The sequence below is a fragment of the Piscinibacter sp. PDB1-1 genome, from assembly GCF_056675995.1.
In genome coordinates, this window is the sequence record NZ_JBWVZJ010000005.1 from 64,648 (window position 1) to 78,272 (window position 13,625).

Sequence of the window (13,625 nt, forward strand, 5' to 3'; positions counted from 1 at the left end):
CGATAGCAGTTCCGATGGCTCCAGCGCTCACTTGGTTTGCAACCATGAATGGGCTGGCCAGAGCGACCGCTGCGTAGTGGCCAATTCCTTCGGAGTAGTAACCCCAGGACATGGCTGCTGCGAGAAGAACAAGCCCTCCGGCCAATGCAAAAGCGACCAGTACGTTGCGAACTACTCTGCTGCGGTTCATGCGATGCCTAACGTTTGACATGAGGGGCGGCCAAGGGCGACAGCCCTTGGACGTCCCCCTCGATGGAAGGGTTAGACCGCATGTTGGCAACCTTCACTGAGGGTGACCAAGTGCGGGGCTGGTCAAAAGGTCGGAGACAAAGACCTCAAGGGGAGCGCAAATGCTACCTACCTGCTCGAACGTTGGGTAAGGAAGATTCCCGTGGACCAAGTTGCTTCGCAGCTGATAGGCGTGGGAGAAGAACTTACTTGCCGACATTTCCCCGTACTCGCGCTCGCCGAGACGGGCGACCACAAGGCGCTTTCCCGCTTGATTGATAGATTCCTGAAGAAGCCATTGCAACGAACCTAGCATCGACTCTCGTTCGGCCGCGGGAATTTTCGCTGACTTAGTTTGCGCAATTAGCTGCTCGGCGTGCGAACGTGCTTCAGGCGAACGCTGTAGCGGCTCTACTAGTGCCTCGATTGCCATGACTAAGAGTATGAAGCGACTGTCGGCGCCTGGCTGGAAAAAGGAAGCATTGAAAAGTGAGAAGGCTAGTTGCTCCCTGTTCGAAAGGACGGGGCATTTTTCAATGGCTTCCAGCAGCAAGGTCTGAAAGGCATCTGCGTTTGTGCCTCGGACCATCTTGGCATTTGCTGCCGCAAAGCGTGGCTTTGGATCAGTGGCAAAGACCATCAATCCGTGGGCGCTGTTGAGCACGCGATGACCGACTTGCTGTTCCAGCCATTTCAGGCCGTGCTCCGTATAGACACCTTTTGCAGCTCGTTGACCAAAGTCAGCGCCGACGCGAACACGCGCAAGCGCGACCATCAGCGCAGACTGGTATTTCTGACCAGCCTCAAGGGCCTCGTGACTTGAGGCATATCCGTGGCCAGACAATGCGAGCTGCTCGGCATCCTTGATTGGTTGTTTTGGCGTCAGATTCTTCAGCGCGATCGACGCGCTCTCACCGGGAACAGACACTTGCAACTCGACTTCCTCCGACTGGATCGTGTCGGTTGGAGACCGAATGAATCGAATGCGAAAGGAGTAGCTCAAGTGAGGCTCTGCGGTCTAACGTTTGACATGAGAGGCGGCGCGAGGGCGTAGCCCTTGTGACGTCCTCTCGATGGAAGGGTTAGGCGCTGCCTTGAAGACGCTCATGCTCTTGTTCCCTTACCCATGCCGCAAACTCAGATGAGACGGCGCAGAACTCACGACGTGTGATGACCTTGTGGTGCATTGCTTCGGATTCTGGCAGTTGAAGGAGGACGTGCAATGCGTCGCCAGGAGGGCCAACCAGAAACCCTTTCACGTTGTCTAGCGCTTCAGAGACGTTGGTCAGAAAGTCTAGGCGGTAGTAAACATCCGAAGGTGCTGGAATCCCGGTGAGGTACAACGAATCGTCTAGGAGACTGAACCATGCACTTGGAGTCATGTCTGCCAGTGATTCGCACCAGAGTGCATTGGCGCTTGCGCACTTGACTACCAGGTGTTGACTCAATGGGCGCAAGAGGCAACATGGTTCTTCAAACTCGCCAACTTCGAGCCCACCAAAGAAGAGCCGGAATCGACCTGTGACATTGCTGCCGACGATCGCCGATAACTCTGGGCCTGGCTCGATGACTGCTTCAAGTGCGAAGGCTTCGAGATTACCGAAGAGCATGCGCAGCGCCTAACGTTTGACATGAGAGGCGGCTTGCAGCTGGCGCAGCCAGCTGTAAGACGTCCTCTCGATGGAAGGGTTAGGCTTCGCTCGCGATTCTTTCAACAACGACAACACTTGACCCTGCAGGGCAGTTGACGGTGAGAGTCTCCGAATGTTGATTGACGGTTCCCCACTCCCTCGTGATTGGCCAATCTGGGAGTTCGTCAGAGTCTTCATTGGACGGGCTGACCGCAAATGACCAGTGACGACTGTAGAAGGCATGAATGAACAGACCTTGTGCTGCGCCAGGTGCGGATACCTGTAGTGTTGCGACATACCCCTGAGCAGCAAGCAGAGGGTGGCTGGAAGTGTTGAACTCGTTGCCTTCTCCGCCGACACCTTTGCAGCAGATCATCCGATCGCTGGCGCCCCAGAACGTTGCCACGGTTGGATGCTCGGTTGGTGACTGTGATGGTTTCTGCTTTTTGAAGAACATGATTGCTTCCAGCGATGCCTAACGTTTGACTTAAGCGGCGTGCCGAAGGCACGTCCGCTTGAAGGAAGGGTTAGGCAGCGCCCGAGAGGGCCGGTGTGGAGCCGAGCGCTGCGGTGGGTGAACGGGCCAAGGCAGTGCCGACGGCATGGTGCCGAAGAATGCCAACGCGCCACGCTTCGCACAACACCGATGCTGGTGGTGGCGAACAACGAGCGGTGCGCCGACCGCCAGCGGACGGGCGGCCCGCACCGAGCACCGCACGCGCAGCCTTTGATTCGCGCCGACTCACTGGCTCCGCGCCGGAGGGCGCGGGCGGTACGGCGATGGCGAAGCACCACTTGCGCAGCACTGCGCCGCAACCCGCGACGAAGCTGGCACGGCACTGACTCGCGCGGCTCGCTGCTTGACTCACTGCACGGCTTTCAACAGGCTGCATTCACACGCCTAACGTTTGACATGAGCTGCGTGACCCGGCTTGCCGGGGCACGTCCTCTCGATGGAAGGGTTAGGCCGCGCCTGCACTCTGGTTGCCTTGCTTCAAGTGAGCGTGAAGACCAGAGCGACGAGAAGAACCGAGCCTACAAAGAGATCTGAGAGCATGGCAATGTTTTCTAGCTTGCTTCGGTGAGCCTGCCGCAAATGATTGATGCCAGCCAAAGAATAGAAGACTCCACCGGTTAGAGCTACTGCGGGAACCCATGCTGGAAATAGCCAGCTTGCCGGGCCTGCGAGGCCAACTGCGAGATTTGCGAAGCCGAGCTCTCTTACAAGAACATGCGACTCCTCGTGCTTGAGGGAAAGAATGACTTCAGCTGTGTAGCGAGGCTGGACAATCTGCCTTAGCCCCGCCAGGAACAGCCGGGCACCGACTGACCAGATGACAAACCACTTTGCAACCAGTAGCGCTGACAAGCCATGGCCGCCGAGGGCGACTTCTAGGCCAATGGACCCGACCGGGAGTACCAACATCAGCGCGGTGACGATTGCGAGGTACATGGCTCTTGCTACTTGCGAGGCCTAACGTTCGTGCTTAGCGGCTGCCGGAGGCAGTCCGCTAGAGCGCAGGGTTAGGCAGGCCGTACTCGGCCGGCTGGAACGCGAGCGCCCCGCCCCGCCGAGAAAGCACTGCCTCACGAGACGGCTTGTGGCGTTGCCACGCAGCGCAGAGCGACTACCCGGCACGGCAGCGCCCGCATGCACGCCACAAACGGTGCGCCGGCCGCCAGCGGACGGACGGCCCACGCAGAACCCCGCACGAACACCGCTCGCGTGACTGAGCGCGGCTGACCCCGCGCCGATGGGCGCGGACGGGCCGCGGCTGGCGAAGCACTGTGCGAACAACACCGAGTTGCAACCCGCGAAGAACTCCGCACGGCACGACTCCGCGTGACTCGCTGCTTGATTCACTGCACGGCTTTCAACAGGCTGCATTCGTACACCTAACGTTTGACATGAGAGGCGCTGGCCGGCTTGCCGGACAGCGTCCTCTCGATGGAAGGGTTAGGCGTCATGTGCGTGAGCCTCACTCCTGCGGCGGTTGCTTGGGCAGGGAATCGATTGGTGGGTCCGGGTTAGCCCAAACAAACTCTTCTACGGCATGAGCAAATTCGTCCGTCAACTCCTTGTACGGACTGGCCATCGGCCCTTGCATCGAGACCACAAGTCGATAGGGACCATTGGCAACCGCATAGCTGATAGCCCGCACATCGTTCTGCAGGACTTCTTCGTACCGACCACCATCAACGCCCCCAACCTTTACCTGCGTTGCGCGCTGACGAGTTAGTGTCTTGTCGAAGGGATTTCCGATCTTCACGGCCATGTCTAGTGCGTCAAACGATTTGTTGTCTGAGTAAGACCAAATCAGGATGAATACAGCCCGAGGTAGATCGTTTGCTTTGGTAAAGAGAATTGAGCCATGTGGCTTGCCGGTGTCAGGATCAAGCTTTTCGGTTCGCCTGATAGTCCTCAAGCCCTCGGGAGCGGCCAATGTGCCAATTGCGGTGGTGACTGTTTCGGCAAGGAGGGGCGCGGGAGAGAGCAAAGAAAGCGGGATGAGAAATTTGGCGATCGTGCTCACGGCTTCCCTTGAGTCAGTGTTTCGTAGCTTTGCTGACATGATGACGCCTAACGTTTGACATGAGCTGCGTGACCCGGCTTGCCGGGGCACGTCAGCTCGATGGAAGGGTTAGGCCTCACGCTTCACCCACTCATCTACTGCCGTGAACATGTACCCGCCGACTGGTGCGTACCGTGGGTCGTCGTGCGCGAACGCGTTGTTGGCGATCCACTCCACAACGATGGAGTCAACCTTGAGAACTTTCTCCGCCTTTACCCAAGAGAGGAACTGCGGATCGATCTCAAGGTGTTCGTAGGTATCACCCAGCATCACTACGCGAGCTCTCGCCGTTCCGTCTGGGACAGGGACACTGATGATGTCGCCAAGATTGACTGCCGAATGGTCGTGGTACTCCATCTGTGAGGCCTAACGTTTGACATGAGAGGCTCGCCCCGGCTTGCCGGGGCGAGTCCTCTCGATGGAAGGGTTAGGCGTCTGGTGAAAGAACGTTTGGCTCATCTAAGTGGAAATGAGGGGCTTCGCACACATAGTCCTTTACTAAGCAGCGTATCGAAATATGGGGACCCCCGACTTCCTCTAGATCGCAGCTCAGCACGCCGCTCATTCCACTGACTACTACCTCGACCCTTGCGTACGCTTTAGTTTGGCCACTTGCGGCGAGCGTTCGAATTTCTTGCTTCGCTGCTTTCCACGAGCGGGCCTTCAATTCTCGGATGGAATCATCTGCTTGCAGCAGCAGGATGTACGGTTTGAAGTCTTCCTGCTTTGAGAAGTGATCCAGATACCTGCTCTGCGCCGCGGCATACAGGATTCGCATACCCGCGCGCATATCGGCCTCGGTGCCCTCATAGGGGTACGGTGAGATCTTGACGTCGCGGTAGGTTTGAACATCACCAAACGCGCGCTTCTCAGCAGCCACGGCGTACTTAACGCGTAGAGCGTGACTTGGCCAGATCATGCCTTCGCACTCTTGAAGGGTATGCGCTCCGACCTTCGAGTCGCCCGCACGAAATGCCTCGTATGACATCTCGATCAGCTCGCGCATGATCCGCCGCGTGCGCTCATCTTTCACCTTTCGTTCCACAAGACGAAAGCCAGATCGGAGCGCACAAAAAGCGTCTTCTAGGGCTTGTGCTTGATCGACGGGTGTGTCGTCGAATGAGTGGAAGTCATCAGGCGCGTTCACGATTACGGTTGACCACATGTCGTGGTACTGACCGAGTGACTCGAAATCGTCGTCGAAGAGCTTCATTTTTGAAGACGCCTAACGTTTGACATGAGAGGCGGCGCCCGGCTTGCCGGGTGACGTCCTCTCGATGGAAGGGTTAGGCATCGCTCTTGGCCTGCCACCTGAGATTCGAGTTTGCTCCATGGCCGACTACGCGACTTTCCAACTTCTGAGCGGATGACTTAGCGGCAACTCGTCTGTGGCAACACTTTCAATCCGACGCGAAGTCATGGAAAGCGTTTGCTCTGCAATCTCTTCGTCCGTCATCCCTTTGGGAGCGTCAAGAACTGCATTCAATGCTCCAAAGGGATCTGGACAGTTAAGGCAAAAGGTTACTAAGTAGATTTCGGACTGCCGATCGGAGTGCCCAGGTTGCGACATTTGGGTAAGCAAGCTGGGCAATTCTGAAGGCGCATGTCGTTTCACCAACATCGCGGACTCCTAGCATTCGTGGAGATAAGGTTTCTTAGCGAAGGCACTCATGTTCCATGCGATGCCTAACGTTTGACATGAGAGGCTCGACCCGGCTTGCCGGGGCGGGTCCTCTCGATGGAAGGGTTAGGCGCCGACGCGTTGAACATATGGCAGGAGACCTTTGTTGAGCTTTGATGCCACTGTGTGGATGAGCGCGTAGGACGGCAGCGAGCGAAAGCCGACCACGACGTACTCAAGTTCCTTTGCGGAGTAGCACTCATTCAGAACAAGCACCGCTTGAATCTCTTTCAAACTCAACCGTACTTCACGGCCTAGTTGACGACGCCGGCTCTCCCGCAGAAGAGCCTCAAGGTTGCGGCCGTACTTGCGGCTTCGTAGCTCGGCGACGCCGACATTGCGCCCAAGCAAGAATGCTTTGAGGCTCAACTCGATGGCGTGACCGACAAGAAAGTATGCGGGAAAGGAAAGTCGTTGCCGCATTGCTTCAACCGCGCTCTCTGGCGGTGGCTGTACAAGCGCAGCGGCTCGAAGATATTCCCCACCAAGCCTCAAGCATCCAAATGGAGCGGTGTTTCGCATGGATGGGCCTTTCGGCGCCTAACGTTTGACATGAGAGGCGGCGCAAGGGCGTAGCCCTTGTGACGTCCTCTCGATGGAAGGGTTAGGCGCCTGTGCTCGCACGAGACAACCTACGGAACAGCTTTGGAACTACGACAAACCATTGCAGGTAACCCAAGCTGACAACTACTACCCAAAGAGGCAGCGAGTGCCAGAAGGGGTGATAGGCCAGCCCAGCAATTGTGGCCAGCGATGACCAGACTACTCCGACAGCCGGAGCGGCAACGAAACCGATAGGAAATGCCAGAAGGATCAGAAGCCAAGTGAGAGCGACCGGCATGTCGTGTATGCCTTGCTGCACGTAAGCGAAGACCAGAAGCCCTGTTGCGCACAGCAACCAAAGTACTGCAAGTGCCCGCCCAATTAGTGACCCAGGGAACATACCTCGCCTTGTGCTTGATGGAACTCGTGTGGCTTGTGATTGAAGCGATTTGTCGCTGGAGAGTTTTCAGGCGCCTAACGTTTGACATGAGAGGCGGCGCAAGGGCGTAGCCCTTGTGACGTCCTCTCGATGGAAGGGTTAGGCCGCTGGCACATGGCGCACGGCCTGGCTAGCTAAGCCCACCTGCTGGCAGGAACGGCGTGACTTTGCTTTCAAGTAACTTGAGCAACGCAGGCTCCATGAACTTGTAGTTGTCTGGGATGTTCAAGCAAACGACTTTCTTGCCTTGCAGCTGCGGCTTGAACTGCGCAGATAACTTGGACCTGTGCTGCTTCTCCATGACGAAGATTAGCTCAGCCCACTCGACAAGCTCGGCTGACACAGGAACCTCTGCGTCGTGGCTCAGGCCGGCCGATGTGCACTCGATGCTTGGATGCTCAGAGAAGACTTGTTCCGCAGTGGGGCTGCGCCACTTGTTCTTGCCGCAGATGAAGAGAACTTTGCGCACGGGAAACCAGCGGCCTAACGTTTGACATGAGAGGCTCGACCCGGCTTGCCGGGGCGAGTCCTCTCGATGGAAGGGTTGGGCGTCTCTGCTGGCACGCCTGCGCCTACTGCCTGCCGCTCCAGTAGCCTGGCTTTCGCCGCTGATGGGCGATGGCCACGATTCGGATTTCGCCTGGGTGAAGCAGATAGACGACGCTGTAGGGGAAGCGACGTAGCGGCATACGGCGGGTCTCGAAGCGCCAATGTGCACCCAGCTCAGGATGCGACCGAAGAACCTCTACAGAGCGCTCGAACTCAGAAATGAAAGCGAGACCGAGCTCAGCGTTCGCTTGCGTTGCGTAATAGCGAGCACCTTCAACGAGCTCCCGCTCGGCTTCAGCCGCAATGGAAACCTTCACTGAAGGTTCTGGCGTGCACGAGCGATTGCTTGCTCGACCGGTGACAACGCCATTTCGCCGGTCTCAACGGCGGCAATGCGCCTTTTGATCTCTTCAGCCCACGCATCTTCAACTTCGCGCTCGGTTGCCAAGCTTGCCAACAGATGATCGGCAAGCGTTGCCCTTTCCTCTGGTGAAAGCAGAAGGGCTTCAGCTTCGACTGAGGAAAAGGAGGACATAAGGAAGCTCCGTATAAAGAGTTGGCGAATTTTACGCCTGCGCCCCCTGAGACGCCCAACGTTTGACATGAGAGGCATGACCCGGCTTGCCGGGGCATGTCCTCTCGATGGAAGGGTTGGGCGGCTTTCTTCGCACGCTTACTTGTGGCCTGCTACGGCGAGCACAGCCTTGGGATTGGTGCTGGCAATGGCAAGGAGCGTGCGGGCTGCGCCACTAGGCTGCTTGCGACCTTGCTCCCAACCTTGCAGCGTGCGGACAGACACGCCCATAAGCGCGGCGAACTGTGATTGGGACAGGCCAGTTTTCTTGCGAGCCTCAATGACAGGCGACGAGACAACACTGAGTTGCCCGGCCTTCATCTCCTTTACGGACTGGAGCAGTTCTGCTGCCAGATCGCGCTTTGCTTCGTATGCCGCCAGTTCCTTGGCGTTCAGGGGTTTACTCTTCGAGGGCACGGCGGATCTCCTTCAGCTTGGGGCCAGTGAGGTTGTCTGTCTTGGCTTTGGCATACAGCGTGAGCAGGACAACCTCACCTTCAGCGGTGCGAGTGAAATAGATCACGCGTACACCACCCGACTTGCCCGAACCTGCTCGACCCCAGCGCACCTTACGAATGCCACCGGATTCGGGCACGACATCTCCGGCTGTAGGGCGCTCCGCGATGTAGGCGGCGAAAGCGCCTCGTTCCTCCTCAGTCCAGTAGAGCGGCCACTGTTTCTGGAAGAGCAGGGTTTCGACGACGGTGAGCATTGGCGGACTATACGCCCAAGGCGCATAGTCGTCTAGCGCCCCTTAGCCGCCCAACGTTTGACATGAGCTGCGGTCGACGGGCGTAGCCCGTTGGCCGTCAGCTCGATGGAAGGGTTAGGCGACGCATTTGCGACACGCTTTGTAGCTCTGTGCTGAGCAAAGGCGAGAAGCCAAGCCACAACAGCTAGAGCAAACGCCAAACATACAAGCGCCATGTATAGACGAGAAAGTTTGTTCCCTGCCAGAGCGAGGTGCCATATTCTGTGGAGGTTTGCGGTGCGCTCCTTGAGGAGGATGTACCCCGCGAGCGGAAGTGCGCAAGCGATGAGGACCACGACACCGACGAGGAGAAAACCCACTGCGTTCATTTCTTGCTTTCGGCGCCTAACGTTTGACATGAGCGGCGGGACGCGGTGGGCGAAGCCCGCCGTGGCACGTCCGCTCGATGGATGGGTTAGGCATCACCGGCGCCATAGGGCCCACCAAACCTTTCGCGGGGAGACCAGTTGCTCGATTTCACCCGACAACACATCGCATTGCGCCTGCTCTTTCACCGCGATGAGTTGCTCAAGAGTTCCTGGCTCATGGCCTGCGTACCTAATACAGCTAACTTCTGACGCCCATACTGCGCGGACCATCCTTTTCACCTCTTCAGCCGACGATGGCTGCTTGCATACGAAGCAGTGTCCATCGCCGTCGTACTCAAAGTGACCCGGTGCCTCTTGAAATGGCATATCACAGCTGGTGCAACAGCCGTCTTCGACGTAGAAGTCTCCGGGGACGTTTTTGGCGTGTCGGTTTGTCATGAAGCGCCTAACGTTTGACATGAGCGGCGGGCCGCGGTGGGCGAAGCCCGCCGTGGTACGTCCGCTCGATGGATGGGTTAGGCGCTGCCATTCGATCTACCTTTGCCGCGGACGGCTCGCAAGGATGACATGAACGCCTCGAAGCTTGGGTATTCAGACTCCGCCCGCGCGAGTTCGATACGAACACACTCCCCGACACACGACCAATTGCCAACCTCTTGCCCTGATTTGAGCAGGCCAACAACCGAGCCTCTTGGAGTGAGGAAGTAGCCGACGGTTTGATCCGCCGAGAACGAGCTACTCCCGAAGTAAAACAATCCTGCCGAATTGCGGAACTCGCGTATCCAACCCTCGTTGGCCACCGCTAGATCGAATGGCTGCGGCACAGATCGGTCGATCATCGGTGGATCTGCAATTTTCGAAGGCGGTATGCCGAACAGTGCGAATTGGAATGCGTGAACCCCGTTCAATCGCCCCAGCAGATCCAAATAGATGCTTGGCGTACGCGTGTTCGTACGCTCCAAGTAGTGGCAAAGCGCATCCTTTGGAAGCGGCCGATACAAGCGGACTGCGTAGGCTTCGGGGGCTACCGCGGGTCGGGGAGACAGAAAGACACCGTGCGGAGTGGAGACGTTCGATGAGTGCCAAAAGCGCTCGGCAACGGCACCGATCGGCTGAAGATCTCCCGTCAATCCGCCGAGGAATTCGATCTCTGTTTGCATGAAGTGAAACTTGTGGTCCTAACGTTCGTGCTTAGCGGCTGCCGGAGGCAGTCCGCTAGAGCGCAGGGTTAGGCAGGCCGTACTCGGCCGGCTGGAACGCGAGCGCCCCGCTCTGCCGAGAAAGCACTGCCCCACGAGACGGCTTGTGGCGTTGCCACGCAGCGCGGCGCCACTACGAAGCATGGCGGCGCCCGCATGCACGCCACAACCGGTGCGCCGGCCGCCAGCGGACGGACGGCCCACGCAGCCCCCCCAACGAACAGCGCTCGCATGACTGCGCCCCACTGACCCCGCGCCGGTGGGCGCGGACGGCACAAGGCTGGCGAAGCACTGCCCGAACAACACCGAGTGGCAACCCGCGAAGAACTGCGCACGGCACGACTCCGCGCGGCTCGCTGCTTGATTCACTGCACGGCTTTCAACAGGCTGCATTCGTACGCCTAACGTTTGAGATGAGAGGCATGACCCGGCTTGCCGGGGCATGTCCTCTCGATTGAAGGGTTAGCCGCCTGGATGAAGACCGCGCTCGATTCGAGCTGGTAGGACGAACAATATGTCGCCCAGTGCCGCCGCGAAGTCAATACTTCTCTGTGCGTCTGATTCGCTCGGTAGCGTGGCGGCTTCGTCTGCATGTCTCTGATCGTTTGCGTCCAATCGAACGGCATGCGCCCACTTTGCCATTTCTTTGGTGATTAGATGGTCTTCTGCCGCCTTCTCTATACGCGCGTAAAGACTGCCTTCCGTTAGGCCACGCTGCTTGAGCATTGCATCTACGGCGCTGGCTGCGAGCATCACAGCGCCTGCCGGTGCGTGGAGGCTCTCCTGTGCTTGCGAAAGGAAGGCCCGTGGCCTATCTGGTAGCTCTAGCGATACGGTGGGCATCTTTGGAAAGTACTGCTGCACCTCCTGGCCTTGCCCATTTGCCCATGCGCTGGTCAATCCGCCGCATGTGCTGCATACATAGATTGACCAGTGCCTAGGCCGCGTTCCACCGGAGTTGTTGGTTTGAAACTGTTTCTGCAAACTCAAATGGGGACGAGCAACCGAGCACTGAGGGCAGCGTGGTAGATCGAGAGTTCCGATAAGTGTTGGCATATGTTTGTATCGCGTGAGGCGGCTAACGTTTGACATGAGAGGCGGCGCAAGGGCGCAGCCCTTGTGACGTCCTCTCGATGGAAGGGTTAGGCGCTTCTTTCATGCTGACCAAGAACTGGCTGCTTCCGACGGAAAGCCTGCGAAGCCTCAGGGTGCCAGGGAAAGAGCCCAGCCTTGGAAGGCCAAACAACCTGCTGAACAGGAAAACTATCACCCTGGTAATACCAGCGAGCAAAACCGACATGCTCCGGATACTCGTTGAGTGGCACGGGCACAAAGATGCATGGATAGCCTTCGAGCAGATCATCAGTAGGTTCTTGCAAATTCAGCGGCTTTCCTTCTGCGGCTGCTTCGGCGGCGATAGTTAGAACCGAGTGCGCCACATCTCGTGGCAACCCGTAGATCAAGAGTTCGGGATGCCCATACGTTTGGAATAACCCGATCGTGTAGCTGAACGGTTCGTGCTCCTCATCTCCAAAAACGTTGATGCAATGCCATCCAAATTTCTGGATGTCGTCGAGCAATTTTTGCTCTCCTGGATCAGTAGCTGTTTGACGGGGCATTTGAGAAGCGCCTAACGTTTTGCCTTAAGTGGCGTGCCGAAGGCACGTCCACTTGAAGGCAGGGTTAGGCAGGCCGTACCCGGCCGGCTGGAACGCGAGCGCCCCGCCCTGCCGAGAAAGCACTGCCCCACGCGACGGCTTGTGGCGCCGCCACATAGCGCGGCGCCACTACGAAGCATGGCGGCGCCCGCATGCACGCCACCGATGGTGCGCCGACCGCCAACGGACGGGCGGCCCACGCAGAACCTCGCACGAACAGCGCTCGCATGACTGGCCGCCACTGACCCCGCGCCGGTGGGCGCGGACGGCACACGGCTGGTGAAGCACTGGCCGAACGATACCGAGCCGCAACCCGCGAAGAACCCCGCAAGGCACGAACCCGCGCGGCTCGCTGCTTGACTCACTGCACGGCTTTCAACAGGCTGCATTCGTACGCCTAACGTTCGTGCTTAGCGGCTGCCGGAGGCAGTCCGCTAGAGCGCAGGGTTAGGCAGGCCGTACTCGGCCGGCTGGAACGCGAGCGCTCCGGTCTGCCGAGAAAGCACCGCCTTGCGAGACGGCTTGTGGCGTAGCTACACCGTGAAGCGCGACTACCACGCACGGCAGCGCCCGCATGCACGCCACAACCGGTGCGCCGGCCGCCAGCGGACGGACGGCCCGCGCAGAACCCCGCACGAACAACGCTCGCATGACTGAGCGCCACTGACCCCGCGCCGGTGGGCGCGGACGCCACGCGGCTGGCGAAGCACCGCGCGAACAACACCGAGTGGCAACCCGCGAAGAACTCCGCACTGCACGACTCCGCGCGGCTCGCTGCTTGATTCACTGCACGGTTTTCAACTGGCTGCATTCGTACGCCTAACGTTTGACATGAGAGGCTCGACCCGGCTCGCCGGGGCGTGTCCTCTCGATGGAAGGGTTAGGCGCCACTTGCTACCGCTTGAGAAGAACGCCAAGTACGAATGAAGCTACTGAAACTATGAGAGCCAAGCTAGATAGGCCAAGCGGGAGAATGAACCGAAAGTAGTCGCGGTTCTCACTCGCAAGAACTGATGCCAAGTATGGGAAGTTGACGGCGTGCCGCTTTGCACCAACCTTCAAATAGAACAGAGGTACCAGAGTTCCATCTTCTTGCTTGTACCGGTGCTTCTTGTCCAAGTGGTAGTACAGCCGGCCGAATAGTAGTTCCGGACTGCATTGAAGCCTTGTGGCTAAGGCATGTAGATCGATTGCTATGTGCGGGTCATTTGCACCCCGCCCCCTTTCATCCTTATCTCCGGGATACTCACTTTCGTACATGTCGTAGATGCACTGCAGAACGTACCTGTCGGAGGGGAGAACTTTCTTCATGTGGGTTGGGCAAAGTTAATCAATCGTCTTCTTGGCGCCTAACGTTTGACATGAGAGGCTCGACCCGGCTTGCCGGGGCGAGTCCTCTCGATGGAAGGGTTAGGCATCTGCGTGCTTCGCTATGAAGTCTTTGAAAGACCAATATTCAGCACTTCCCAT

General features: G+C 58.2%; 18 protein-coding genes. All 18 read right to left on the reverse strand.

The features are described 5' to 3' along the window. Window positions 1–283 precede the first annotated feature (283 nt). Window positions 284–1,231 (reverse strand): hypothetical protein, encoded by a 948-nt coding sequence (locus AC1KAR_RS20205; protein ID WP_480321097.1) that lies wholly within the window; start codon window positions 1,229–1,231, stop codon window positions 284–286. 79 nt (window positions 1,232–1,310) lie between these two features. Then, window positions 1,311–1,838, reverse strand: a complete 528-nt coding sequence (locus AC1KAR_RS20210; RefSeq protein WP_480321099.1) for a hypothetical protein — start codon at window positions 1,836–1,838, stop codon at window positions 1,311–1,313. A 79-nt stretch (window positions 1,839–1,917) separates the two neighbouring features. Next, window positions 1,918–2,316 (reverse strand): hypothetical protein, encoded by a 399-nt coding sequence (locus tag AC1KAR_RS20215; RefSeq protein ID WP_480321101.1) that lies wholly within the window; start codon window positions 2,314–2,316, stop codon window positions 1,918–1,920. A 537-nt stretch (window positions 2,317–2,853) separates the two neighbouring features. After that, the gene (locus AC1KAR_RS20220; RefSeq protein WP_480321103.1) at window positions 2,854–3,312 is read right to left on the reverse strand and encodes a DUF6790 family protein; all 459 of its coding nucleotides are present in this window, start codon (window positions 3,310–3,312) and stop codon (window positions 2,854–2,856) included. 526 nt (window positions 3,313–3,838) lie between these two features. Continuing rightward, window positions 3,839–4,393, reverse strand: a complete 555-nt coding sequence (locus AC1KAR_RS20225; RefSeq protein WP_480321105.1) for a hypothetical protein — start codon at window positions 4,391–4,393, stop codon at window positions 3,839–3,841. 108 nt (window positions 4,394–4,501) lie between these two features. Then, on the reverse strand, window positions 4,502–4,789 hold the full coding sequence (locus AC1KAR_RS20230) for a hypothetical protein (RefSeq protein WP_480321107.1): 288 nt from the start codon (window positions 4,787–4,789) through the stop codon (window positions 4,502–4,504). Between the two features lie 70 nt (window positions 4,790–4,859). Continuing rightward, the gene (locus AC1KAR_RS20235; protein ID WP_480321109.1) at window positions 4,860–5,645 is read right to left on the reverse strand and encodes a hypothetical protein; all 786 of its coding nucleotides are present in this window, start codon (window positions 5,643–5,645) and stop codon (window positions 4,860–4,862) included. Between the two features lie 534 nt (window positions 5,646–6,179). Then, window positions 6,180–6,635: a hypothetical protein gene (locus AC1KAR_RS20240; RefSeq protein WP_480321111.1), complete on the reverse strand. Its 456-nt coding sequence runs from the start codon at window positions 6,633–6,635 to the stop codon at window positions 6,180–6,182. Between the two features lie 590 nt (window positions 6,636–7,225). Then, the gene (locus AC1KAR_RS20245) at window positions 7,226–7,564 is read right to left on the reverse strand and encodes a low molecular weight protein tyrosine phosphatase family protein (RefSeq protein WP_480321113.1); all 339 of its coding nucleotides are present in this window, start codon (window positions 7,562–7,564) and stop codon (window positions 7,226–7,228) included. A 103-nt stretch (window positions 7,565–7,667) separates the two neighbouring features. After that, window positions 7,668–7,961 (reverse strand): type II toxin-antitoxin system RelE/ParE family toxin, encoded by a 294-nt coding sequence (locus AC1KAR_RS20250; RefSeq protein WP_480321115.1) that lies wholly within the window; start codon window positions 7,959–7,961, stop codon window positions 7,668–7,670. Beyond that, the gene (locus tag AC1KAR_RS20255) at window positions 7,958–8,179 is read right to left on the reverse strand and encodes an addiction module protein (protein WP_480321117.1); all 222 of its coding nucleotides are present in this window, start codon (window positions 8,177–8,179) and stop codon (window positions 7,958–7,960) included. Before AC1KAR_RS20255 ends, AC1KAR_RS20250 begins: the two co-directional genes overlap by 4 nt. Window positions 8,180–8,317: 138 nt before the next feature. Next, complete coding sequence (locus tag AC1KAR_RS20260) at window positions 8,318–8,635, reverse strand: helix-turn-helix domain-containing protein (RefSeq protein ID WP_480321119.1); 318 nt, start codon at window positions 8,633–8,635, stop codon at window positions 8,318–8,320. Then, window positions 8,619–8,930: a type II toxin-antitoxin system RelE/ParE family toxin gene (locus AC1KAR_RS20265; protein WP_480321121.1), complete on the reverse strand. Its 312-nt coding sequence runs from the start codon at window positions 8,928–8,930 to the stop codon at window positions 8,619–8,621. Before AC1KAR_RS20265 ends, AC1KAR_RS20260 begins: the two co-directional genes overlap by 17 nt. Before the next feature lie 461 nt (window positions 8,931–9,391). Beyond that, window positions 9,392–9,757: a ferredoxin gene (locus AC1KAR_RS20270; RefSeq protein ID WP_480321123.1), complete on the reverse strand. Its 366-nt coding sequence runs from the start codon at window positions 9,755–9,757 to the stop codon at window positions 9,392–9,394. A 56-nt stretch (window positions 9,758–9,813) separates the two neighbouring features. Beyond that, entirely contained in the window at window positions 9,814–10,458 is a 645-nt protein-coding gene (locus AC1KAR_RS20275) for a hypothetical protein (RefSeq protein ID WP_480321125.1), read from the reverse strand. A 501-nt stretch (window positions 10,459–10,959) separates the two neighbouring features. Next, on the reverse strand, window positions 10,960–11,589 hold the full coding sequence (locus tag AC1KAR_RS20280; RefSeq protein ID WP_480321127.1) for a DUF4145 domain-containing protein: 630 nt from the start codon (window positions 11,587–11,589) through the stop codon (window positions 10,960–10,962). 50 nt (window positions 11,590–11,639) lie between these two features. After that, complete coding sequence (locus tag AC1KAR_RS20285; protein WP_480321129.1) at window positions 11,640–12,077, reverse strand: DUF4262 domain-containing protein; 438 nt, start codon at window positions 12,075–12,077, stop codon at window positions 11,640–11,642. Window positions 12,078–13,049: 972 nt separating this feature from the next. Beyond that, window positions 13,050–13,466 (reverse strand): hypothetical protein, encoded by a 417-nt coding sequence (locus tag AC1KAR_RS20290; RefSeq protein WP_480321131.1) that lies wholly within the window; start codon window positions 13,464–13,466, stop codon window positions 13,050–13,052. Window positions 13,467–13,625: the final 159 nt, after the last annotated feature.

Bases quoted from the DNA above. Each gene is read 5' to 3' on its own strand.
- AC1KAR_RS20210 (WP_480321099.1), bottom strand. From the start codon at position 1,838: ATGCTCTTCGGTAATCTCGAAGCCTTCGCACTTGAAGCAGTCATCGAG.
- AC1KAR_RS20215 (WP_480321101.1), bottom strand. From the start codon at position 2,316: ATGTTCTTCAAAAAGCAGAAACCATCACAGTCACCAACCGAGCATCCA.
- AC1KAR_RS20220 (WP_480321103.1), bottom strand. From the start codon at position 3,312: ATGTACCTCGCAATCGTCACCGCGCTGATGTTGGTACTCCCGGTCGGG.
- AC1KAR_RS20230 (WP_480321107.1), bottom strand. From the start codon at position 4,789: ATGGAGTACCACGACCATTCGGCAGTCAATCTTGGCGACATCATCAGT.
- AC1KAR_RS20235 (WP_480321109.1), bottom strand. From the start codon at position 5,645: ATGAAGCTCTTCGACGACGATTTCGAGTCACTCGGTCAGTACCACGAC.
- AC1KAR_RS20240 (WP_480321111.1), bottom strand. From the start codon at position 6,635: ATGCGAAACACCGCTCCATTTGGATGCTTGAGGCTTGGTGGGGAATAT.
- AC1KAR_RS20255 (WP_480321117.1), bottom strand. From the start codon at position 8,179: ATGTCCTCCTTTTCCTCAGTCGAAGCTGAAGCCCTTCTGCTTTCACCA.
- AC1KAR_RS20265 (WP_480321121.1), bottom strand. From the start codon at position 8,930: ATGCTCACCGTCGTCGAAACCCTGCTCTTCCAGAAACAGTGGCCGCTC.
- AC1KAR_RS20270 (WP_480321123.1), bottom strand. From the start codon at position 9,757: ATGTCAAACGTTAGGCGCTTCATGACAAACCGACACGCCAAAAACGTC.
- AC1KAR_RS20275 (WP_480321125.1), bottom strand. From the start codon at position 10,458: ATGCAAACAGAGATCGAATTCCTCGGCGGATTGACGGGAGATCTTCAG.
- AC1KAR_RS20280 (WP_480321127.1), bottom strand. From the start codon at position 11,589: ATGTCAAACGTTAGCCGCCTCACGCGATACAAACATATGCCAACACTT.
- AC1KAR_RS20290 (WP_480321131.1), bottom strand. From the start codon at position 13,466: ATGAAGAAAGTTCTCCCCTCCGACAGGTACGTTCTGCAGTGCATCTAC.